General features: G+C 69.1%; 22 protein-coding genes. 6 read left to right on the top strand and 16 right to left on the bottom strand.

Annotation, left to right across the window (positions count from 1 at the left end; all coding sequences use genetic code 11):
* Positions 1–57: 57 nt before the first annotated feature.
* The 4 genes from R1Z03_RS15460 to R1Z03_RS15475 form a co-directional block, all read right to left on the bottom strand.
* Positions 58–1,851, bottom strand: a complete 1,794-nt coding sequence (locus tag R1Z03_RS15460) for a GspE/PulE family protein (protein ID WP_284429960.1) — start codon at positions 1,849–1,851, stop codon at positions 58–60.
* Positions 1,852–1,944: 93 nt separating this feature from the next.
* Entirely contained in the window at positions 1,945–2,727 is a 783-nt protein-coding gene (locus R1Z03_RS15465) for a spermidine synthase (protein WP_372588158.1), read from the bottom strand.
* A complete protein-coding gene (locus R1Z03_RS15470; RefSeq protein ID WP_284429958.1) occupies positions 2,714–3,307 on the bottom strand; it encodes a DNA-deoxyinosine glycosylase in 594 nt (197 codons plus the stop codon). The genes R1Z03_RS15465 and R1Z03_RS15470 overlap by 14 nt, the downstream gene beginning before the upstream one ends.
* A gap of 164 nt (positions 3,308–3,471) precedes the next feature.
* Entirely contained in the window at positions 3,472–4,308 is an 837-nt protein-coding gene (locus R1Z03_RS15475; RefSeq protein ID WP_317352508.1) for a TatD family hydrolase, read from the bottom strand.
* Between the two features lie 147 nt (positions 4,309–4,455).
* Here R1Z03_RS15475 and R1Z03_RS15480 point away from each other — a divergent pair, with 147 nt between their 5' ends.
* The 4 genes from R1Z03_RS15480 (at position 4,456) to R1Z03_RS15495 (ending at position 8,778) form a co-directional block, all read left to right on the top strand.
* Entirely contained in the window at positions 4,456–5,439 is a 984-nt protein-coding gene (locus tag R1Z03_RS15480) for a trypsin-like peptidase domain-containing protein (protein WP_317352511.1), read from the top strand.
* A gap of 213 nt (positions 5,440–5,652) precedes the next feature.
* Positions 5,653–6,675, top strand: coding sequence for a MoxR family ATPase (locus tag R1Z03_RS15485; protein ID WP_272567651.1), 1,023 nt, complete (start codon positions 5,653–5,655; stop codon positions 6,673–6,675).
* Positions 6,656–7,708 carry a DUF58 domain-containing protein gene (locus tag R1Z03_RS15490; RefSeq protein ID WP_317352514.1) on the top strand — a complete coding sequence of 351 codons (1,053 nt, stop codon included), beginning with the start codon at positions 6,656–6,658 and terminating at the stop codon, positions 7,706–7,708. Before R1Z03_RS15485 ends, R1Z03_RS15490 begins: the two co-directional genes overlap by 20 nt.
* A 26-nt stretch (positions 7,709–7,734) precedes the next feature.
* Positions 7,735–8,778 (top strand): VWA domain-containing protein, encoded by a 1,044-nt coding sequence (locus R1Z03_RS15495; protein WP_284429954.1) that lies wholly within the window; start codon positions 7,735–7,737, stop codon positions 8,776–8,778.
* 135 nt (positions 8,779–8,913) lie between these two features.
* On the opposite strand, the gene R1Z03_RS15500 is transcribed toward R1Z03_RS15495, so the two are convergent.
* The 3 genes from R1Z03_RS15500 to R1Z03_RS15510 form a co-directional block, all read right to left on the bottom strand.
* The gene (locus R1Z03_RS15500) at positions 8,914–9,705 is read right to left on the bottom strand and encodes a Nif3-like dinuclear metal center hexameric protein (protein ID WP_317352518.1); all 792 of its coding nucleotides are present in this window, start codon (positions 9,703–9,705) and stop codon (positions 8,914–8,916) included.
* A 128-nt stretch (positions 9,706–9,833) separates the two neighbouring features.
* A complete protein-coding gene (locus tag R1Z03_RS15505; RefSeq protein ID WP_284429952.1) occupies positions 9,834–10,511 on the bottom strand; it encodes a glutathione S-transferase family protein in 678 nt (225 codons plus the stop codon).
* A 101-nt stretch (positions 10,512–10,612) separates the two neighbouring features.
* The gene (locus tag R1Z03_RS15510; protein WP_284429951.1) at positions 10,613–11,371 is read right to left on the bottom strand and encodes an SDR family NAD(P)-dependent oxidoreductase; all 759 of its coding nucleotides are present in this window, start codon (positions 11,369–11,371) and stop codon (positions 10,613–10,615) included.
* Between the two features lie 147 nt (positions 11,372–11,518).
* On the opposite strand from R1Z03_RS15510, the gene R1Z03_RS15515 reads away from it, so the two are divergent.
* Entirely contained in the window at positions 11,519–12,418 is a 900-nt protein-coding gene (locus tag R1Z03_RS15515; protein ID WP_317352522.1) for an AraC family transcriptional regulator, read from the top strand.
* A 172-nt stretch (positions 12,419–12,590) separates the two neighbouring features.
* Here R1Z03_RS15515 and R1Z03_RS15520 read toward each other — a convergent pair whose 3' ends face one another.
* Both R1Z03_RS15520 and R1Z03_RS15525 read right to left on the bottom strand, forming a co-directional pair.
* Positions 12,591–13,604 carry a M28 family peptidase gene (locus R1Z03_RS15520; protein ID WP_317352525.1) on the bottom strand — a complete coding sequence of 338 codons (1,014 nt, stop codon included), beginning with the start codon at positions 13,602–13,604 and terminating at the stop codon, positions 12,591–12,593.
* A gap of 72 nt (positions 13,605–13,676) precedes the next feature.
* Complete coding sequence (locus R1Z03_RS15525) at positions 13,677–14,999, bottom strand: MFS transporter (protein ID WP_317352528.1); 1,323 nt, start codon at positions 14,997–14,999, stop codon at positions 13,677–13,679.
* Between the two features lie 300 nt (positions 15,000–15,299).
* On the opposite strand from R1Z03_RS15525, the gene R1Z03_RS15530 reads away from it, so the two are divergent.
* Positions 15,300–16,457 (top strand): Do family serine endopeptidase, encoded by a 1,158-nt coding sequence (locus R1Z03_RS15530; RefSeq protein WP_317352531.1) that lies wholly within the window; start codon positions 15,300–15,302, stop codon positions 16,455–16,457.
* A 322-nt stretch (positions 16,458–16,779) separates the two neighbouring features.
* Here R1Z03_RS15530 and tatC read toward each other — a convergent pair whose 3' ends face one another.
* The 7 genes from tatC to R1Z03_RS15565 all read right to left on the bottom strand — a co-directional run bounded on the left by tatC (position 16,780) and on the right by R1Z03_RS15565 (position 20,734).
* Positions 16,780–17,571: a twin-arginine translocase subunit TatC gene (gene tatC / locus R1Z03_RS15535; protein WP_272567636.1), complete on the bottom strand. Its 792-nt coding sequence runs from the start codon at positions 17,569–17,571 to the stop codon at positions 16,780–16,782.
* A 57-nt stretch (positions 17,572–17,628) separates the two neighbouring features.
* Positions 17,629–18,120: a Sec-independent protein translocase protein TatB gene (gene tatB, locus R1Z03_RS15540; protein WP_284396785.1), complete on the bottom strand. Its 492-nt coding sequence runs from the start codon at positions 18,118–18,120 to the stop codon at positions 17,629–17,631.
* Between the two features lie 21 nt (positions 18,121–18,141).
* Positions 18,142–18,390: a Sec-independent protein translocase subunit TatA gene (gene tatA, locus R1Z03_RS15545; protein WP_284396782.1), complete on the bottom strand. Its 249-nt coding sequence runs from the start codon at positions 18,388–18,390 to the stop codon at positions 18,142–18,144.
* A gap of 104 nt (positions 18,391–18,494) precedes the next feature.
* Positions 18,495–18,854, bottom strand: coding sequence for a histidine triad nucleotide-binding protein (locus R1Z03_RS15550; RefSeq protein ID WP_284405146.1), 360 nt, complete (start codon positions 18,852–18,854; stop codon positions 18,495–18,497).
* A gap of 53 nt (positions 18,855–18,907) precedes the next feature.
* Entirely contained in the window at positions 18,908–19,942 is a 1,035-nt protein-coding gene (locus R1Z03_RS15555; protein WP_272567630.1) for a patatin-like phospholipase family protein, read from the bottom strand.
* Positions 19,935–20,318 (bottom strand): hypothetical protein, encoded by a 384-nt coding sequence (locus tag R1Z03_RS15560; RefSeq protein ID WP_272567628.1) that lies wholly within the window; start codon positions 20,316–20,318, stop codon positions 19,935–19,937. The genes R1Z03_RS15555 and R1Z03_RS15560 overlap by 8 nt, the downstream gene beginning before the upstream one ends.
* Positions 20,315–20,734 carry a phosphoribosyl-ATP diphosphatase gene (locus R1Z03_RS15565; protein WP_284396774.1) on the bottom strand — a complete coding sequence of 140 codons (420 nt, stop codon included), beginning with the start codon at positions 20,732–20,734 and terminating at the stop codon, positions 20,315–20,317. The genes R1Z03_RS15560 and R1Z03_RS15565 overlap by 4 nt, the downstream gene beginning before the upstream one ends.
* Positions 20,735–20,740: the final 6 nt, after the last annotated feature.

The raw sequence follows: 20,740 nt of genomic DNA on the forward strand, positions 1-20,740 counted from the left end.
ACGGCACGGACAACGCGCGCGCAGCAGCCCCCCGGGGGCCGCGCGCGTCGACGCGGCCTACTCCATCGGCGGCGTGGCCGCCATCACTTCTTCCAGCGTGGTGATGCCTTCGGCCACCCTCAGCGCGCCGGCCAGGCGCAGCGGGCGCATGCCATCCTGCACGGCCTGGCGGCGCAACACGTCGATGGAGGGCGCCTGGTTGATGCGGTCCTTGAGCGCCTCGCTCACGGTGAGCAGCTCGTACAGGCCCATGCGGCCATGGAAGCCCGTCATGCGGCAGTCCACGCAGCCCACGGGCTTGTACGGGTGGTATCCGCCGTTGAGCTTCCACGGCTTGACCACGGCGGCCAGCGCCTCGGCCGAGGCCGCCTCGTCCTTTTGCTTGCACTGCTTGCACAGCGTGCGCACCAGCCGCTGCGCCAGGATGCCCAGCAGCGTGGCGTTGATGAGGTAGGGTGGCACGCCCAGCTCCATGAGCCGCGTGACGGCGCTGGGCGCATCGTTGGTGTGCAGCGTGCTGAACACGAGGTGGCCGGTGAGCGCGGCCTGCACGGCCATGTCGGCGGTGGCGAGGTCGCGGATCTCGCCCACCATGATGATGTCCGGGTCCTGCCGCATCAGCGCACGCAGGCCCTCGGCGAAGTTGAAGTCGAGCTGCGGCTGCACCTGGGTCTGGTTGAAGCTGGGCTCGATCATTTCGATCGGGTCTTCCACCGTGCTCACGTTGACCTCCTCGGTCGCCACGCGCTTGAGCGTGGAGTACAGCGTGGTGGTCTTGCCCGAGCCCGTGGGCCCGGTCACCAGGATGATGCCGTGCGGGCGCTTGACCAGCGCCTCCCAGCGCGTGGCGTCGTGCTGCGCGAAGCCCAGCGCGTCCAGGTCCTTGACGGCGTTGTCGGGGTCGAAGATGCGCATCACCATCTTCTCGCCGAAGGCCGTGGGCAGCGTGGACAGGCGCATTTCCACCTCGTCGCCGCGCGGGTTGCGGGTCTTGATGCGGCCGTCCTGCGGGCGGCGCTTTTCCACCACGTCCATGCGCCCGAGCAGCTTCACGCGCGAGACCATCGCGTTGAGCACGCCCATGGGCATCTGGTAGACCGGGTGCAGCACGCCGTCGATGCGAAAGCGGATCACGCCCTGCTCGCGGCGCGGCTCCAGGTGGATGTCGCTCGCGCGCTGGTCGAAGGCGTACTGCCACAGCCAGTCCACCACCTTGACCACGCCCTGGTCGTTGGCATCGAGCTGCTTGTTGCTCTTGCCCAGTTCCACCAGTTGCTCGAAGCTGCTGCCCGCCGAGGCCCCGCCGGCCTTCTGCGCGGCGCGCACCGACTTGGCGAGCGCGAAGAACTCGGCGGTGAAGCGCTGGATGTCCTGCGGGTTGGCGACCACGCGGCGCACCGAGCGGCGCGCCTGGCGCTCCACCTCGGCCACCCAGTCGTCGATGAAGGGTTCGGCCGTGGCGATCACCACCTCCTTGGGCGTGACCTGCACGGGCAGCACCTTGTGGCGCTCGGCGTAGCTGGCGCTCATGGTGTCGGCCACGCGGCCCACGTCCACCTTGAGCGGATCGATGCGCAGGTAGGCCAGGCCGCTGCGCTGCGCCAGGTACTGCGTGAGCGCCTCGGCATCGAGCGGGCGGCCATCGCTCGCGCGGGCCATCGCCACGTTGGCCAGGCGCACCAGCGGGTGCTGGCGGCTTTCGGCCTGCGAGCAGCGGGCGATGGTGCGGGCGGCCTCCTCGGCCGAGATCACGCCATCGGCCCGCAGCCAGTCCACCAGCCGGCGCCACTCCAGCGGCCCGGTATAGGCAGGGGGCTTCGTCGGGGTGTCGGTGGGGGTGGCGGTGCTCATGGGCGGGCCTCGTTCAAAGGTGAGGAAGGGCGAACGCAGCGGTGCGGCGGCAGCACCAGCACCCACCACGGCGGAAGGCCGGAGCGGCCCGCGTCATGCGGCCACCGGCTTGAAAACGCGCGCCCACTTGGTGGCCGGCAGGTCCCAGCGGGCCTGCACGGCCTCGGCGCGCGCGAGCAGGTCGGCGCGCTTGGGCCGCGTGGGCGTGCGCTGCGCCAGCACCACGGTGTTGCCTTCGCGCGTGGGCTTGAAGGCCCACAGCGCGTCGGCGCCGAAGGCCTCGGCCATCTTGCCCAGGCTGCGCTCGTAGCTGGAGGCGCGGCCGAACAGGTTGACGGTCATGGCGCCGTCCTCGGACAGCAGCGCCCGGCAGTCGGCATAGAAGGCGGCGCTGTCGAGCACGGGCGCGGCGGCGTCGTGGTCGTACAGGTCCACCTGCAGGGCATCCACCGTGCCCAGCCACATCGGGTCGCGGATCTCCGCGGCGGCATCGCCCAGGATCACGCGCAGCTTGGGGCCGTCGGGCGGCAGCTTGAACCAGGCACGGCACACGGCCAGCACCTGGGGATTGAGCTCGATGGCGGTGGCGCACATGCGCAGCTTCTTGTGGCAGAACTTGGTGAGGGCGCCGGCCCCCAGGCCCAGCTGCATCGCATGGCGCTTGGTGACGCTGGCGGGCTCGACGAAGAGCAGCCAGGCCATCATGCGCTGCACGTATTCCAGCTCGAGCTCGAACGGCTCGGCCACGCGCATGGAGCCCTGGATCCACGGCGTGCCCAGGTGCAGGTGGCGCACCTCCCCATCGTCGGAGACGCTCACCTCGGGCAGGGCTTCGCTGTCGTTTTTCTTGCGGGTCAAATCGTCACACCAATCCATAAGGGGCCAGGGCGGCAGCCCAGGCGTTCAGTTTCTTGTCAAAGCTCCACGAGGCGTTGGCCGGGCTGGTGGAAGGCAGCCGCAGGGACTGCACGCCGCCCTCCCGCAGCGCGGGCGGCAGCCCCAGATGGGCGCGCACGGCCTTGGCGTGCCGGAAGCTCTCCCCGCCATTGTGGGCGATGGCGGCCAGGCGGGGGCACTGCGCCCGCAGCGCCCGGAAATCGTTCACCACGGCGTTGCGGATGTCGGTGTCCAGGCTGCCCTCGCGCTCGCAGGCGGCGTACACGTCCCACAGGCCCAGGCCCCGGTCCAGCAGCCAGGCGCAGCGCCCGGCGTAGTCGTCCCGCCCGGGCAGCACGGGTTGCGGCCACAGCGCCTGCAGGATGCGCCAGAAGTGGTTCTGCGGGTGCCCGTAGTACTGCCCTGCCCGCAGCGAGGCCGCGCCAGGAAAGCTGCCGAGCACCAGCACCACGGTGCGCGGCGAGACGACCGGCGCCAGCCCGACCAGGCGCGGGGCTGCCGGCACCGGACCGGAAGGCGGGGGGAACCAGGGCTCAGGCGGATCGGAGGCGGAATCCATGGCGGCCATCATCGGGGGGCATTGGGGAGAAAAAGAGGGGAACGGGGAATCGGCGGGCCCCGCGGTGTCGCGAGACCGGGCCGGGGGGCACGGCGAAGCATCCGCTTACTATCAATATCATAGCAACATGCCCTAGTACTGATTGTTCTGGCGGCCCAAAAGGCTCAGATCGCCAGCAGCGCCCCCAAACGCGGCAGCGCCGCACAGGCGTTGGCCCGCGTGGCCTGCGCCAGCTCCGCCACCGGCATGCCGCGCAGCCCGGCCATCACCTCGGCGATGCGGGGCAACTCGCCCGGCGCATTGCGCGCGGGCGGTGCGCCGACGGCCCGCTGGGCGGCGGTCACGTAGAGCCAATGCGGAGGAATGTCGGGGGCATCGGTCTCCAGCACCAGCGATTCGAGCGGCAACTCCGCCGCCAGCCGGCGCAGCTGCAGCGCGCGGTCGAACGTGACCGCCCCGCCGAAGCCGAGCTTGAAGCCCATGGCGATGAACGCCTGGGCCTGCTGCAAGCTGCCGTTGAAGGCATGGGCGATGCCGCCGCGCACCGGCCGCTCGCGCAGGCCCTTGAGCACCTTGTCCGACGAGCGCCGCACGTGCAGGATCACCGGCAGGTCGAAGCGCTGCGCCAGCTGCAGTTGCGCCCGGTAAAAGCGCTCCTGCCGCGGGCCGTCCAGCGTGGGCACGAAGTAGTCGAGGCCGATCTCGCCGATGGCGACCAGGCGCGGGTCGGCGTGGTGGGTCTGCAGCGCCCCGGCCAGCGTGTCCACATCGCCATCGCCCGCGCGGCCGGTGAACAGCGGGTGGATGCCGAGCGCGTAGCTGTCGCCATGCTGGTGCGCCAGGCGGCGCACGGCGTCCAGGTTGCCCAGCTCCACCGCCGGCAGCACGCAGTGCGCGACACCGGCGCGCGCGGCCTCGGCGCGGACCTGGGCCAGGTGCGCGGGCCCGGCATGCGCCTCGAACTCGTCCAGATGGCAGTGGGTGTCGATCCAGGTGTGCATGCGCGGATGATGCCCGAGGCGGCTGGCCCTGCGGGCGCCATGGCCCGCCCCGATACGCCCTGTCACATGCGCGGCGGGCTTTTCCGTGCTACCGTGAACGCTCCGCCGCCGCCCGCCCGTGGCGCGCCCGCTTCCAGAGGTGTCAGCATGCCCAGGCCACCCCGCTACAGCAGCTCCCGCTCCGACCGCCGCAGCGCCCCCGAGGCGGCACCGCACCCGGCCGCACCGCGTGGCCCGGCCGGCGCCGCGCCACGCCCCGGCGCCGGGCGCTCGGCCGAAGCCGCGCAGACGCCCGAGGCCCTTTCCGCCACGGCCGCCCCCACCGGCGATCGCCCCGTGCGTGTGGCCCCGCGCCTGCACCAGCGTGCCCTGTGGGCCGCCATCGCCCTGCTGTCGGTGCTGCTGGCCGCCAGCGTCTGGATGGGCCAGCGCCCGTCCGCCCCGCCCCTCACGCAAAAGGACATCGACGCCGCCGTGCTGCGCACACTGGAGACCCAGCCCCTGCCCGCGGCCACGGCGCGCGCGGTGCAGACCATCGCGCCCTCGGTGGTGCGCGTGGTGGGCTACGCCCGCACCAAGAAGGGCAAGGAGGTCGAGCGCGGCATCGGCACCGGCGTGGTGATTCTGGACAAGGGCGTCATCCTCACCAACCTGCACGTGGTGCAGGGCACCACGCGCGTGCAGATCACGTTCTCCGACGGCATGGAGGCCGGCGCCAGCGTCACCGGCGTGCAGCCCGAGAACGACCTGGCGGTGCTGCAGGCCCACAAGATTCCCGACGATCTGGTGGCCGCCCCGCTGCGCTCCACGCAGAACCTGCGCCCGGGCGACCCCGTGGTGGCGGTGGGCTTTCCGTTCGGCATCGGGCCCTCGGCCTCGGCCGGCGTGGTGTCGGGGCTGGAGCGCGAGTTCGACTCGCCCGAGGGCAAGCGCGAGCTGCAGCACCTGATCCAGTTCGACGCCGCGGCCAACCCCGGCAACTCCGGCGGGCCGCTGGTCACGCTCGACGGCGAGGTGGTCGGCATCGTCACCGCCATCCTGAACCCCACGCCCGCGCGCACCTTCATCGGCATCGGCTTTGCCGTGCCCATCGAGAACGCGGCGGCCGCCGTCGGCATGCCGCCGTTTTGAAGATGAACACCCCCCTGAGCGGCTGCGCCGCTTCCCCCCGCTCTCGCAGCGCTGCGCACTGCGGGCAGGAGGACGACGCCAGCGCGGCGGGGCGGCCCTTGCGCGGCGTCTGCTGGTGCGGCCTGCTCCGCGGCCTTCGGAAGGGACAGCGCCCGCCAGTGCATGGGCCTTTGCACTTGCCGCCTCCTCGATAACGCATCAAAAAGGACAGCCATGGAACACGCCACACCGCACACCGCCACGCTGATGGAGCAGATCCTCTACGAGGTCAAGCGCGTCGTGGTCGGGCAGGACCGCTTCCTGGAACGCGTGATGGTGGCCATGCTGTCGCAGGGCCACCTGCTGGTCGAGGGCGTGCCCGGCCTGGCCAAGACGCTCACCGTCAAGACCCTGGCCAGCACCGTGCAGGGCCAGTTCAAGCGCATCCAGTTCACGCCCGACCTGGTGCCTGCCGACCTGGTGGGCACGCGCATGTACAACCAGCGCACGGGCGAGTTCAGCACCACGCGCGGCCCCGTGTTCACTAACCTGCTGCTGGCCGACGAGATCAACCGCGCGCCCGCCAAGGTGCAGAGCGCGCTGCTGGAGGTGATGCAGGAGCGCCAGGTAACCATCGCGGGCGAGACGCACCGCGTGCCCGAGCCCTTTCTGGTGATGGCCACGCAGAACCCCATCGAGACCGAGGGCACCTACGCGCTGCCCGAGGCGCAGGTGGACCGCTTCATGATGAAGGTGCTCGTGGGCTACCCGAGCGAAGAGGAAGAGTTCGTGATCGCCCAGCGCGCGCTCGCACCCGCCGTGCAGGTGGCCGCCGTGGCCACCACCGGCCAGCTCGCCGCGCTGCAGGCCGAGTGCCGCACGGTGTACGTGGACCCTTCCCTGCTGCAGTACGCCGTGCGCCTGGTGGCCGCCACGCGCGCGCCGGCCCAGTACGGCCTGCCTGGCCTGGCCCCCCGCATCGCCTGCGGCGCCAGCCCCCGCGCCACCATCCACCTGGCCGAGGGCGCGCGGGCCCTGGCCATGCTGCGCGGGCGTGCCTACGTGCTGCCCGAGGACATGGCCGACCTCGCGCCCGACGTGCTGCGCCACCGCATCACGCTGTCGTACGAGGCGCTGTCGGACGGGCTGGACGCCGACGCCCTGATCGGCCAGCTCATGGCCCACCTGCCCGCGCCACCCCGGCCCCTGCACCACGACGCCCAGGACGGAGCCCGCCATGAGCCGCAGCGCGCCTGACGCCGCCCCGCCGGCCGCAAGCGCAGCGGCGCTGCCCGGCCAGGCCGAGCGGCTGCTGCGCCAGCTCGAGTGGACGGTGATCCGCCGGCTCGACGGCCTGCTGCAGGGCGACTACCGCACGCTGCTGCGCGGCGGCGGGCTGGACCTGGCCGACCTGCGCGAATACCAGCCGCACGACGACGTGCGCCACATCGACTGGAACGTGACCGCGCGGCTCGCCGTGCCGCACGTGCGCGTGTTCTCCGAAGACCGCGAGATGGCCGCGTGGTTTTTGCTGGACCTGAGCCCGTCGCTGGACTTCGGCCCGCCGGGGCAGGCCAAGCGCGACATCCTGGCCGGCTTCGTGGCCGTGCTGGCGCGCCTGCTCACCCGCCACGGCAACCGCGTGGGCGCCATGCTGTACGGCGCGGGTGCCGCGGCCGCCCCCTCCCCTGCGCCCGCCGGCGCGGGACGGGCCCCGGGCGTGGACGCCATCCTGCCGCCGCGCGCCAGCCGCGCCCATGTGCTGCACCTGCTGCACCGCCTGCTGCAGGTGCCCGGGCCCGCTGCGGCGCCGCCCGGCGCCACCGACCTGTCGCACCTGCTGGGCACGGCCCTGGGCACCGTGCGGCGGCGCTCGGCAGTGTTCGTGGTGTCGGACTTCATCACCGCGCCCGGCTGGGAAAAGCCCCTGGCCCAGCTCGCGCAGCGCCACGACGTCGTGGCCGTGCGCCTGCTCGACCCGCTGGAGCTGGAACTGCCCGACGTGGGCCTGGTCACCCTGCGCGACCCCGAGACCGGCGACCAGCTGCAGGTGGACACGCGCGACAAGGCCTTTCGCCACCGCTTCGCCCGCCTGGCCGCGCAGCGCGAGGCCGCCCTGCGCGAATCGCTCGCGCGCGCCGGGGCCGACACGCTGGAGCTGGCCACCGGCGACGACCTGCTGGACGCCCTGGTGCGCTTCATGGAGCTGCGCGGCCGCCAGCCGGCCAAGCCCGCCTACCGCGCCCCGGCCTCCCCCACCGTCGCGGGCGCTGCCGCCCGGGCCGCGTAGACAAAAAAAGTAGGAGCCACCGCACCATGGTCTTTCTCTGGCCCACGTTCCTCTGGCTGCTGATCGCGCTGCCGGTGCTGGTGCTGCTCTATGCGTGGCTGCTGCGCCGGCGCCGGGCCACCGCCCTGCACTACCCCAGCCTCGCGCTGGTGCGCGAGGCCCTGGGCGCGCGCACGACCTGGCGGCGCCATGTGCCGCCCGCCCTGTTCCTGCTGGGGCTGGCCGCGCTGCTGCTGGCCGCGGCGCGGCCGCTGGCCGTCATCACCCTGCCCTCGCAGCAGCAGACCATCATGCTGGCCATGGACGTCTCGGGCAGCATGCGCGCCGCCGACGTGCTGCCCGACCGCATCACCGCCGCGCAGAACGCCGCCAAGGCCTTCATCGCCGACCTGCCGCGCCACGTGCGCGTGGGCGTGGTGGCGTTCGCCGGCAGCGCCCAGCTGGCGCAGCTGCCCACGCAAAATCATGAAGACCTGGTGAAGGCCATCGACAGCTTCCAGCTGCAGCGCGGCACGGCGACGGGCAACGGCATCCTGCTGTCGCTGGCCACGCTGTTCCCCGATTCGGGCATCGACATCGCCGCCCTGGGCGGGCGGCAGGCCATGCGCTCGCAGCCCATCGACGAGGTGGGCCGGGCGCAGGGCAGGAAGCCCTTCACGCCCGTGGCGCCGGGCTCCTACACCTCGGCCGCCATCATCATGCTGACCGACGGCCAGCGCACCACGGGCGTGGACCCGCTCGAAGCCGCCCAGTGGGCCGCCGACCGCGGTGTGCGCGTGTACACCGTGGGCGTGGGCACGGTGGCCGGCGAGACGATCGGCTTCGAAGGCTGGTCCATGCGCGTGCGCCTGGACGAGGACACGCTCAAGGCCGTGGCCCTGCGCACCAACGCCGAATACTTCCACGCCGCCACGGCGGCCGATCTGCAGAAGGTGTACGAGACACTCAGCTCGCGCCTCACGGTGGAGAAAAAGGAAACCGAGGTGTCCGCCCTGTTCGCGCTGGCCGGCGCGGTGTTCATGCTGCTGGCGGCCGCGCTGTCGGTGTGGTGGTACGGGCGGGTGATGTAGGCGAAGGTTTCACGCCTGCCGGGGTTCCGGGACCGTCGGGCCCTTTGGCACTTTTGGCACCTTTTTGGCCTGCAGCGCAATCAGTACTAGGGCATATCGCTATTAATTCAATAGCAAGCGCGATGCCAGCCGCAATCACGCCGGGTTGTCGATCTCGATGAACCGGTGGGCGATGCCCAGTTGCGCGGCCACCCTTTCGGCCACGGCGGGGGCGCCGTAGCGCTCGGTGGCGTGGTGCCCCGCCGCGATGAAGGCCACGCCCGTCTCGCGCGCCAGGTGGGCTTGCGGTTCGGAGATCTCGCCGGTGACGAAGGCGTCGGCCCCGGCGGCGATCGCCCCCTCGAAATAGCCCTGCGCCCCGCCCGTGCACCAGGCCAGCCGCCGGATCGGGCGCGGCTCGGGTGCCACCAGCGTCACGGCGCGACCGAGCACGCTCTCCACATGGCGGGCCAGGGCGTGCGCGTCGGCGAACTCCGCGGGGCCGGCGAAGCCCAGGTCCTGCTCGCCGAAGCGCGCATCGGCTGCCACGCCGAGCATGCGGCCCAGCTGCGCGTTGTTGCCCAGCTCGGCGTGCGCATCCAGCGGCAGGTGGTAGGCGAACAGGTTGATGTCGTGGGCCAGCAGGCGCTGCAGCCGCTGCTTCATCCAGCCCGTCACGCGGCCGTCCTGCCCGCGCCAGAACAGGCCGTGGTGCACGAAGACCGCATCGGCCCCGTCCTCGATGGCCGCATCGATCAGCGCCCGGCTGGCCGTCACGCCGCTCACGATGCGCGCGATGCGGTCCTTGCCCTCGACCTGCAGCCCGTTGGGGCCGTAGTCCTTGAAACGCTCGGGCTGCAGCAGGGTGTCGAACGCGCGCTGCAGGTCGTGCCGGGAAACCCCGGGGGTGGCGATGCCGTGGGCGGAGGAAGCGGTGGGGCGGGTCATGGGACGATTGTGGCAGCGCGGTCAGGCACTCGCCGCAGAGGAAGGTCTTGCTGCCTGCATGCCATGCCGCACTGCACTATCGCGCGGGTACCCAGCAAGGCATGGCAGGCGATGACCCAAAAAGCGGGTCACTGGCATGCCAACCAGGAGCCAGACCTTCGCAGGTGGGCCTGAAAAAGCGCTGCGTAGTCAGGCGGTGCTGCCGCGATCACGCTCGGCCGCAATGCAAGACTCTGGCGCCAGGCGCCAATCTTGGGCAACCCGTCGAAAAGCGCGGCGCTCCTTTGAGGGGGGAGGCCCTGGAAATAGCGAAAGATCGGAGCGAACACTGCGTCCACCATGCTGAAGCGGGTTCCGCCGAAATAGGGCCCGGTGAAGAGGGCTGCTTCAAGCCGCACGAGTTTGTCCCGAAAGGCCGTTGCCTTCGCATCGGCTGCCGCAGAACCTTTGGCATTCAGGTAGCCCCAGGCCTCTGTCAGCGTCGCCGATCCGAATTCAATCCACGCGCGGTGCTCTGCGCGTTCCACAGGGTCTTGCGGATGCAGTGGTGCGCCCGCCTGTGTCTCCTCCAGGTACTCGCAAATGGCCATGCTTTCGAACAACACCTGGTGCGCACCGTGGTCGCCATGGATCTTGAGCAAGGGCACCTTGCCGGTCGGCGAGATCTCGAGAAACCAAGCCGGTTTGGCCGAAAAGTCCACGTCGATCCTGTCGAAGGGGGTGTCTTTTTCCAGCAGCACGATCGCGACGCGCTGTACGTAGGGGCACAAAGGATGGCTGATGAGGCTGAGTGCAGCGGTCGACATGGTGGGGTCCAATCCGATATGGCGCGTGGAGGGGCAGTGGCATGGAACCACACCGGGACTGCCGCTGGCCCATGCCGTTTTCCGCAGGGGCCAGCAGGCCGTCAGAGCAATTGCCCGCCGGACACATCGAACGACGTGCCGTTGGCCCACGCCAGGTCGCTCGACAAAATGGCTGCCACCGCTCGCCCGATGTCGTCCGGCTGGCCCACGCGGCCCAGTGCGATGCCTTGGGCCACATAGGCGTTGACTCCTTCGTTGTCACGCACCGCCCCGCCCATGAAATCGGTTGCGATAGCCCCTGGGGCAATGGTATTCACCCGGATTCGGCGTTCGCCAAGCTCGACGGCCATATAGCGGGTCAATACCTCGATGGCGGCCTTCACTGCCGCATAGACGCTGTAGCCGGGCAGCGTGAAACGCGTGAAGCCCGATGAGACATTCAGGATGCTGCCGCCGTCTTCGATCAGCGGCAGCAGCCGCTGCGTGAGGAAAAGCGGTGCGCGCAGATGGGCATCCACCAGGGCGTCGAACTGCGCCTCCGTCGTGTCGGTGAACGGGGAATGCAAGCCAATACCAGCGTTGTTGACGAGGTGGTCGAAGCGGTGACGGCCAAAGCACTCTTGCAATGCAGCACCCACGGTATCGCCAAACGCCGCAAAGGATGCGGTGTCGGCCACATCCAGCCGACACATCACTGCCCTGCCGCCCTTTTCCTCGATCTCCCGTTGAAGCGCCTCGGCTTCGGCCTGGCCCGTACGATAGGTTCCGACAATGCCGATGCCGCGCTGGGCCAGATGGCGAGCCATGTTGAGGCCGAGCCCACGGCTTGCGCCGGTAATCAGAGCGATCTTTGCTGTCATCATTGAACTCATTTCATTTCCATGATTGATATGGCGGATATCGCCGAGAACCCACAATCTATGGCGAAGCGCTTTTCCAGGCTTGCCTGATGCGCTGGTTCCCTTGCCCGATCGGCTCAACCACTCCAATCTCCGCTCAGCCTCCGTATGGACACCCCCGCCGCCAGCCTGCTCGAAACCGCGCTGAGGAACATCCAACCCGGTGGAAAGACGTCAGGCATTCCCCGCATCGAAGTGCATGTCGACCAGGGACAGGACAGTGAAAACGCGTGCCAGTACCGCGCCATGGCATGTTTCATCCTGCAAGGAAGCAAGCGCGTCTCCTTCGGGAACAAGGTGCTGCGTTACGAGGCTGGCCACTATCTGGTCAGCGCCCTGGATCTGCCGCTCATGGGACAGGTCTACAGCGACGCCCGGCAACGGCCCTATGTCGCGCTCACGCTGGTGCTGGACCCCGCGCTGCTCAATGAGTTGATTCTGGCCATGCCTGTAGCGCAAGACGACGAAGGCAGCGAACCGGGTTTGTCAACCGCGCCCATGACCCGGGAGATCGAGGATGTCCTGGCGCGCGCCTTGCGACTGATGGACCGCCCCCAGGACATCTCCATCCTCGCGCCACTGGTGGAAAGAGAGTTGCTCTATCGGCTGTTGTCGGGCCAGCACGGCAAACTGTTGCGCCAGATCGCGAGTGCCAAGGGTCCACTTCCGAAGGTTCGCAAAGCCATCGGCTGGATTGGCCAGAACTTTGATCGGACATTCAAGGTCGATGACGTCGGCGCAGCCTGTGGAATGAGCCGGGCGACCCTCAATCGAAGCTTCCGGGAAATCACGGGCCTCAGCCCGTTGCAGTATCAAAAGCAGCTTCGACTGCTGGAGGCACGCCGCCTGCTGATCAGTGGCGATTACAACGTTTCCGGCGCGGCCTTTGCGGTGGGCTATGAGAGTTCATCGCAATTCAGCCGCGACTATCTGAGGCAATTCGAAGCCAGCCCCAGCCAAGACTTGCGACGCAGCGGCACCCTGCTGCCTTCAAGGCGAGCGGCCTGACAGCGATGGGCCATCACTGCGCAATCTCCGTGGCTTTTCTGCATCGGCCCTGCGCCGACCGCCTACCCGCCGCGCGCGTTGCCTTCAAGGTTCTCGGGTGTGGCGCACCGGATCGTCACCCCTGCGTTTTTAGGACAAAGAGACCCAAATCCGCCCGTTCCCGGCCTGCATCCTAGTCACCCTCAACCAGGTCGCGCACGACAGCGTTCAAGCCCGACACCACGCGCGCCAATTTGTCGAAGTCGACTTTGTCCGGCGTATCCTGGGCCGTGTGATAGTAGGGATACCGGTACGGAGCCGTATCCGTCACCATCAGCGCCGGTATGCCTTCGTCCAGGTAGGCAGCGTGGTCGGAAAAATCCACGCCCGGCACGAACCGGGGTGCGGCGACTCCCTCGGACGGAAAAGCCGCCTGCGCGCGGAACGATTGGACGACCCGGCGAACGAGGCGCCAATCGGCAGTGGTCGCGACGAAGCCGATGAAGTCGCCCTGACTGGGATAGAACTGGTTGAGTGGCCAGGGATACTTTTGAGAATCTGGTTCGTCAGAAAAGTACCCCATCGTCTCCAGCGACAGCATGGCCTTGACCGTCATGCCCCGGGATACCAATCCTTTTGCATGAACGACGCTCCCCATCTGTGAGGTACGAAAGTACGGGGGCTCTTCATTGGTGTACAGGACAAGGATGACGTCTGACCGCGCGGTTTCAGCGCCAGCTTTCAGGCTCTTCGCCAGTTCCAACACCGCTGCGGCACCGGTGCCGTTGTCATTGGCACCTGGACTTCCTTGGGCCGAGTCGTAGTGCGCCCCAATGACGACGGCACTGCGGCCCGGCGCCGACGGGCTTGGAATGGTGACTTCCAAGTTGCGCACGACCTTGCCAGCGACGCTGAATTCTTCGCGCCGCACCACGAAGCCAGAAGCCGCGAGTTCGGATTCGATGTATGCGGAGGCGGCTTCCAGCGCTTCGTAGTGCCGGCGGTTGTGCTCGGTGGACGCAATGGCCGTCACGTGTCTGCGCAACCGGACCGAGAGTTCCCGTTCCTGGGCGCTCATGGCGGGGAGCGGTCCCCGGTGTGAACTCCCCGGCATGGTCGTCATGGCCACGACGAAAGCCAGGAGGCCGAACAACACCAGGGCCAAGGCGCCGCAAATTCGCAGCAGGCTCTGAAAAACTGCGTTCATTCTCAAATCTCAAGCGAGACGCGATTCCGTTTGAACGCTCCGGAGCGTCGGGTCGTGGCGCCCTCTTCCCCTTTACGTACGCGCCGAAGGCTGCCAGCCGCGCGAAGCCAGCGGCGCGAAGCCCAGCGCGAACCCCAGCACGCCCATGGCCGCCACGTAGTGGGCATTGGCCAGCACGTCGTGCTGCTGCCACAGCGTGATGAGGATGGGCGTGATGCCGCCGAACACCGCATAGGCCATGTTGTACGAGAAGGACAGGCCGGTGAAGCGCACCTCGGGCGGAAACGCCCGCACGCCCACGATCGGCAGCAGCGCGATCGAGCCCACGAACAGGCCGATGAGCCCGTAGTTGAACACCAGCGTGGCCGGCGTGCCCGGCAGGCCCGTGTAGAACAGATAGGTGGTGACCACCAGGCCGCCCCAGCCCACCAGCATCACCGGGCGGGTGCCGAAGCGGTCCGTGGCCCAGCCGACGAGTACGCAGCCGATGGTGAGCGTGAGCGTGGCGACCGCGTTGGCCTCCAGCGCCAGCGTGGCGGGAATGTGGAACACCTTCTGCAGGTAGGTCGGCGTGATGAGCACCACCACCACGATGGCGGTGGACAGCACCCAGGTCATCAGGGCCACCAGCAGCATGGCGCCGCGGTGGTCGCGCAGCACGGTCTTGACCGGCAGTTCGCGCGCCACGGCGCGGCGGGCGGCCAGTTCCTGGAACACGGGCGTTTCGTGCAGGAAGCGCCGCAGGTACACCGACACCAGGCCGAACACGCCGCCCAGGATGAACGGAATGCGCCACGCGAATTCCTGCACCTCGGCGGGCGCGTAGCTGCGGTTGATGCCGATCGCCACCAGCGACCCGAGCAGGATGCCGCCCGTGATGCCGGCCGTGAGCGTGCCCACGCCCAGGCCGTAGCGGTTGGCGGGCACGTGCTCGGCCACGAACACCCAGGCCCCGGGCATCTCGCCGCCGATGGCCGCGCCCTGCAGCACGCGCATGGCCAGCAGCAGCAGCGGCGCCGCCACGCCGATGCTGGCGTAGGTGGGCAGCAGGCCGATGACCAGCGTGGGCACGGCCATCAGGAAGATCGACAGCGTGAACATGCGCTTGCGGCCCAACTTGTCGCCGAAGTGGGCAATGATGATGCCGCCCACGGGGCGCGCCAGGTAGCCGGCGGCGAAGATGCCGAAGGTCTGCAGCTGGCGCAGCCAGTCGGGCATGTCGGCCGGGAAGAACAGCCCGCCCAGCACGGCGGCGAAGAAGACGTAGATGACGAAGTCGTAGAACTCGAGCGTGCCGCCCAGGGCGGACAGGCCCAGCGTCTGGTAGTCGTGGCGGGTGAGCGGGCGGCGGGGCGCGGCGGCCAGGGCGCTGGCGGCGGGGGAAGGAGAAGTCATGGGCAGGTTCCGGAGAGATCGATGGCGGGACTGCGCGGCACCGCGGGCGCGGTGCGCGGCCGACGTTCAGCAGGCATTCCGGATGGGGCGTGTTGCAGGCGGCGGGGCCGGTGGGCCGGGCCGCGCGGGGAGAACGGGACGGGGGGTGCGGTGGCAGTCGCTGCGGCATTTTAAGGGTTTGCCCTGAGCGGCGCCCCCGTGGGGCTGACCCCGGGCTGACAGGCCGGGGACCTTGTTCGCCCAAGGTCCGGCCCAAACTGGCGACAATCGCCCTTCCCCCGGTTTTCTTCCCTGCCCACCATGAAGCGCTTTTGGCTGCTGTTTTCCCAGACCGTGACGGTGCTCGTCGCGGCCTATTTCGTCGTCGCCACCCTCCAGCCGGACTGGCTGCGGCGCGGCGCGACCCGCAGCGGCGCGGGGGTGGCGCTCATCGAGGCCCCCAGCACCCCGGCCGCGCCCCCCGCCCCCGGCAGCTTCGCCGCCGCGGCGCGCAAGGCCGCGCCGGCGGTGGTCAGCATCAACACCAGCAAGGCCGCCGTTCGCCACCCGCGCAGCAACGACCCGTGGTTCCAGTTCTTCTTCGGCGACCAGGGAACGCAGCAGGCGCAGACCGGCCTGGGCAGCGGCGTGATCATCAGCCCGGACGGCTACATCCTGACCAACAACCACGTGGTCGAGGGCGCGGACGAGATCGAGGTCACCCTGACCGACAGCCGCCGCACGCGCGCCACCGTGATCGGCACCGACCCGGACACCGACCTGGCCATCCTGAAGGTGCAGCTGGACAAGCTGCCCGTGATCGTGCTGGGCAACTCCGACCAGCTCGCCGTGGGCGACCATGTGCTGGCCATCGGCAACCCGTTCGGCGTGGGGCAGACGGTCACCAGCGGCATCGTGAGCGCGCTGGGCCGCAGCCAGCTGGGCATCAACACGTTCGAGAACTTCATCCAGACCGATGCGGCCATCAACCCGGGCAATTCGGGCGGCGCGCTGGTGGACGTGAACGGCAACCTGATGGGCATCAACACCGCCATCTACTCGCGTTCGGGCGGCAGCATGGGCATCGGCTTCGCCATTCCCGTGTCCACCGCCAAGCTGGTGCTGGACGGCATCGTGAAGGACGGGCAGGTCACGCGCGGCTGGATCGGCGTGGAGCCGAACGAGCTGTCGCCCGAACTGGCGCAGACCTTCGGCGTGAAGGCCTCCGAGGGCGTGATCATCACCGGCGTGCTGCAGGACGGCCCCGCCGCCCGCGCCGGCATGCGTCCGGGCGACGTGATCGTGCAGGTGCAGGACAAGCCGACCGCCAGCGTCTCCGCCCTGCTCACCGCCGTGGCCTCCCTCAAGCCCGGTGCGCCCGCCACGTTCCAGCTGCAGCGCGGCGATTCGCGGGTGGAGCTGGAAGTGGTGCCCGGAACCCGGCCCCGGCCGCAGCGGGCACCTCAGCCACAGCGCTGAGGCGGCGTTGTCCCGGGGGGGATTCATTCGCCGCGGGACACGATTGAAACGGGTGGGCGATGCATGGGGCCGTGCGGGCGGCCCAGGGGTGGCGCCGTGGTCTTGAAGGCGGGCCGGCGACGTGAACGTCCGGCGCGGATCAGGCCATCGAGCAGGCCGTGGAGCGCACTGCAGGCAACCCCTGGCGCGGCATCAGCGCCGCCATGAAGAATCGATCACCCGATCACCCGATCACCCGATCACGCCCTGCCCTCGACGATGCGACCGGGCCGCGGCGCGCAAGGCACGCCGCGCAGGCGTTGCCCAGCCCTAGGTCAATGTCTCAGGTCGGTTCCTGCGCCTGTTCGTCCTCGGGCGCCTTGGTGTGGCGGATGAAGAGCTGCGCCGCCCAGATGCCCAGTTCGTAGAGCAGGCACATCGGCACGGCCAGTGCCAGCTGGGACACCACGTCGGGCGGGGTGACCACGGCGGCGATGATGAAGGCCAGCACGATGAAATAGCCGCGAAAGCCCTTGAGCTTTTCCACGCTGACCAGCCCCATGCGCGCCAGCACGATCACGACGATCGGCACCTCGAACGACAGGCCGAACGCGAGAAACATGGTGAGCACGAAGCTCAGGTACGCCTCGATGTCAGGCGCGGCGGTGATGCTCTTGGGCGCGAAGCCCTGGATGAAGGCGAACACCTGCCCGAACACGAAGAAGTAGCAGAACGCCACACCCACCAGGAACAGCAGCGTGCTGGATACCACCAGCGGCAGCACCAGCTTCTTCTCATGCGAATACAGGCCCGGCGCCACGAAGGCCCAAACCTGCCACAGCACCACGGGCAGTGCCAGCAGGAAGGCCGACATCAGCAAAATCTTGAGCGGCACCATGAACGGCGAGATCACCGAGGTGGCGATCAGCGTGGCGCCCTTGGGCAGGTGCGCCACCAGGGGCGCGGCCAGCAGGTCGTAGAGCGCACCCGGGCCGGGGTACAGGAACAGGATGCCCGCGGCGATGCCGATGGCGATCAGCGCCTTGACCAGGCGGTCGCGCAACTCCATGAGGTGCTGCACGAACGGCTGCTCGGTGCCGGCCAGCTCGTCTTCTTTAGTGGGGGTTTCGGACATGGTGCAGGAGGGGCGGGCATTGCACCCGCGCGGGTGGCTGCGCGGGGTGCGCAGCCATCAATGGAATTTCTGGGGCCGAAAGCGGGCCACGCGCGCCGCGCCCGACTGGGCCTTGGTGCGCACGCCGCTGCGGGCTTTGTACCACTGCGGCGTGGCGCCCCGCTTGAGGCGCCAGTTCTTGCCGGGGTGCTTGTACGCGGGCACCACGCTGGCGTCGCCGGCCGCGTCGTACGGCACACCGGTATCGGTGCCCGTGCCGGACGCGGTGCCGGAAAAGTCGTTGTTCCAGTCTTTTTCGAAGTCGCTGGCGCTGGTATGGATGCTCTGGTGCACGTCGCGTGCGGCACCTTCCATCGTTTCCTTCATCTTGCGCAGCTCGTCCAGCTCCATGGAACGGTTGACCTCGGACTTCACGTCGGCCACGTAGCGCTGCGCCTTGCCCAGCAGTGTGCCGACGGTGCGCGCCACGCGTGGCAGCTTCTCGGGGCCGATGACGATCAGCGCCACGGCGCCGATCAGCGCCATTTTGGACAGGCCAATATCAATCATGGAAGCAGGGCCGGCAGGGCATTAGCCCTTGTGCTTGGCTTCGACGTCGATGGTGGTGCCCTTGGGGTCGGCGGCGGTGTGGTTGACGACCTGCCCTGCGGGGGGCGTGGCCGGCGGCACGTCGCTCGCGGAGCCGTCCTTCATGCCGTCCTTGAACCCCTTGACGGCGCCGCCCAGGTCGGAGCCCATGTTCTTGAGCTTCTTCGTGCCGAACACCATCACCACGATCAGCAGCACGATCAGCCAGTGCCAGATGGAAAACGAACCCATGTCAATCTCCTAACGAATACGGACCATTCTAGACCCGCCGCATGACGGGGAAGTTCATATCCCTGCGGCGCCCGGGCTCCACGCCCTTCCCGGCGGCCGCCGGTTCAGCCCTTGAGCCAGGGCCGCGGGCCGCCCATCACGTGCACGTGCAGGTGGTGCACTTCTTGGCCGCCCTCGGCGCCCGTGTTCACCACGATGCGGAAACCGCCTTCGGGATAGGGATTGCAGCCCTGCTCCAGCGCCAGGCGCGGGGCCAGCGCCATCATGCGGCCCAGCACACCGGCATGGGCCTCGGTCACGCCGGCCATGGAGTGCACATGCTCCTTGGGCACCATCAAAAAATGCACGGGCGCCCAGGGGTGGATGTCGTGGAAGGCGAAGATGTCTTCGTCCTCGTACACCTTCCTGGAGGGAATCTGGCCCGCGATGATCTTGCAGAAAAGGCAGTTCGGATCGTGCTGCATGGATGGGGGATGGGGTGGAACTGGAAAAACGGGGCCTGGCTGGAGGCGCCGGGTCAGGCATTGTCGGCCATGTTCACCGTGGGACGCACGCCGACGTCGGCCTGGTGGGCCTGGATCCAGCCCTGCCCCGCGGTGCGGCCCAGCTCGAAAAGCTGGCGGATGAACGGCAGGTCCGCCCGCGTCTTGCTGGAGGCGCCAAAGCCCGCCAGCAGCGAGCCGCCGTCGATGCGGTGCATGCGCACGCTCTTGTAGCGCCGCGCATCCAGCTTGCCCTCAGCCAGCAGGCGCCGCACGAACTCGATGGCGCGCATCTCGCCCAGCAGGCTGGCGTTGAAGGTGACCTCGTTCATGCGCTCCATGATCTCGGAGGCGGTATCGGGCACCTCGGCATGCTCGATGGGGTTGATCTGCACCAGCAGGACGTCGCTGCACTCGGTGTTGTAGATCAGCGGGTACAGGGCCGGGTTGCCGGAGTAGCCGCCGTCCCAGTAGTGCTGGTCGCCGATCTGCACCGCCTTGAACAGGAGGGGCAGGCAGGCCGAGGCCATGACGGCATCGGCGCTCAGGGCCTTGCCGGAGAAGATCTCGCCGCGCCCGGTGCGCACGTTGGTGGCGCACACGAAGACGCGGGGGTGGCGCGCGGCGCTCAGCACGTCGAAGTCCACTTCGCGCTCCAGCAGCCGGCGCAGCGGGTTGATGTCCAGCGGGTTCGTCTGGTAGGGCGAGAGCCACTGGGTCATCATGCCCATGAAGGGGCTGGAGGCCAGCGGCACGCCCCACAGCAGGCTGCCCATGGCGCCCACGCCCTCCCACAGCCGCCGCAGCGTGGCGCGCGCCGCCTCGCAGCCGGCGCGGTGCGCCGCGTCGGCGCTGGCATGCCGGTGGGCCTTGGCGGCCTGCGCGAAGCCGTGGGCCAGGGCCACGGCGTTCATGGCGCCGGCGCTCGTGCCGCTGATGCCGTCGAGCGTGAAGCGCCCGTCTTCCAGCAGCGCATCGAGCACGCCCCAGGTCAGCGCGCCGTGCGAGCCGCCGCCCTGCAGGGCAAGGTTGAGCCGCCGCGGCGCTGCGGGGGCCGCTGCCTCAGGCATCGATCGCCTGGCCCTTGTTCATCGCCACCATGCCGCGCACGATGCGGTACAGGAACCAGATGGAGATCAGGCCCCAGGCGATCCAGCCCGGCGCGATGAACAGCAGCCACAGCGGCGCGGTCACCACGTAGAGCACGCCGGCCCAGAGGACGGTGCGGATGCGGTACGAGAAATGGCTGGCCTGCCAGGTGCCTTCGGCATCGCTTTTCTTGACCAGGTCGATGACCAGGGCGATGACCAGCAGCAGGGCCCCGGGCTGCGCGCCGGGGATGACGGCGCCGACGGCGACGATCAGGTGCAGGAAATAGCTGATCCAACCCACGGTCTTGAGCGATTCGGCCCGCTCGTTCGGCTCCACGTCGATGATGTCGCTCACGCGTTGGCTCCTTCGTCGTTGGCGCGGGCCAGGGCCTTGCGCAGGGATTTTTCCTCGATGCCGCTGGTGCCCTCGCGGCGCTCCAGCTCGGCCACCACGTCGGCCGGGGTCAGGCCGTAGTGCGCGAGGGCGATCATGGAATGAAACCACAGGTCAGCCACTTCGTACACCAGCTTGGATGGGTCGGCGCCATGGTCCACGTCCTTGGCGGCCATGACGACCTCGGTGGCTTCCTCGCCGATCTTCTTGAGGAAGGCGTCCGGCCCCTTGTGCAGCAGCCGCGCCACGTAGCTCTTGTCGGCATCGCCGCCGTGGGCGGGCTTGCGGCTTTCGATCACGGCGGCCAGCCGCGCGAGCGCGTCTTCGGACGGGCGGGCCTGCGGAGCAGCCGGGGCGTCGGTGAGGGGGATGGTCATGGGCAT

Source organism: Acidovorax sp. BLS4 (genome assembly GCF_032929295.1).
Taxonomy (GTDB): domain Bacteria; phylum Pseudomonadota; class Gammaproteobacteria; order Burkholderiales; family Burkholderiaceae_C; genus Paracidovorax.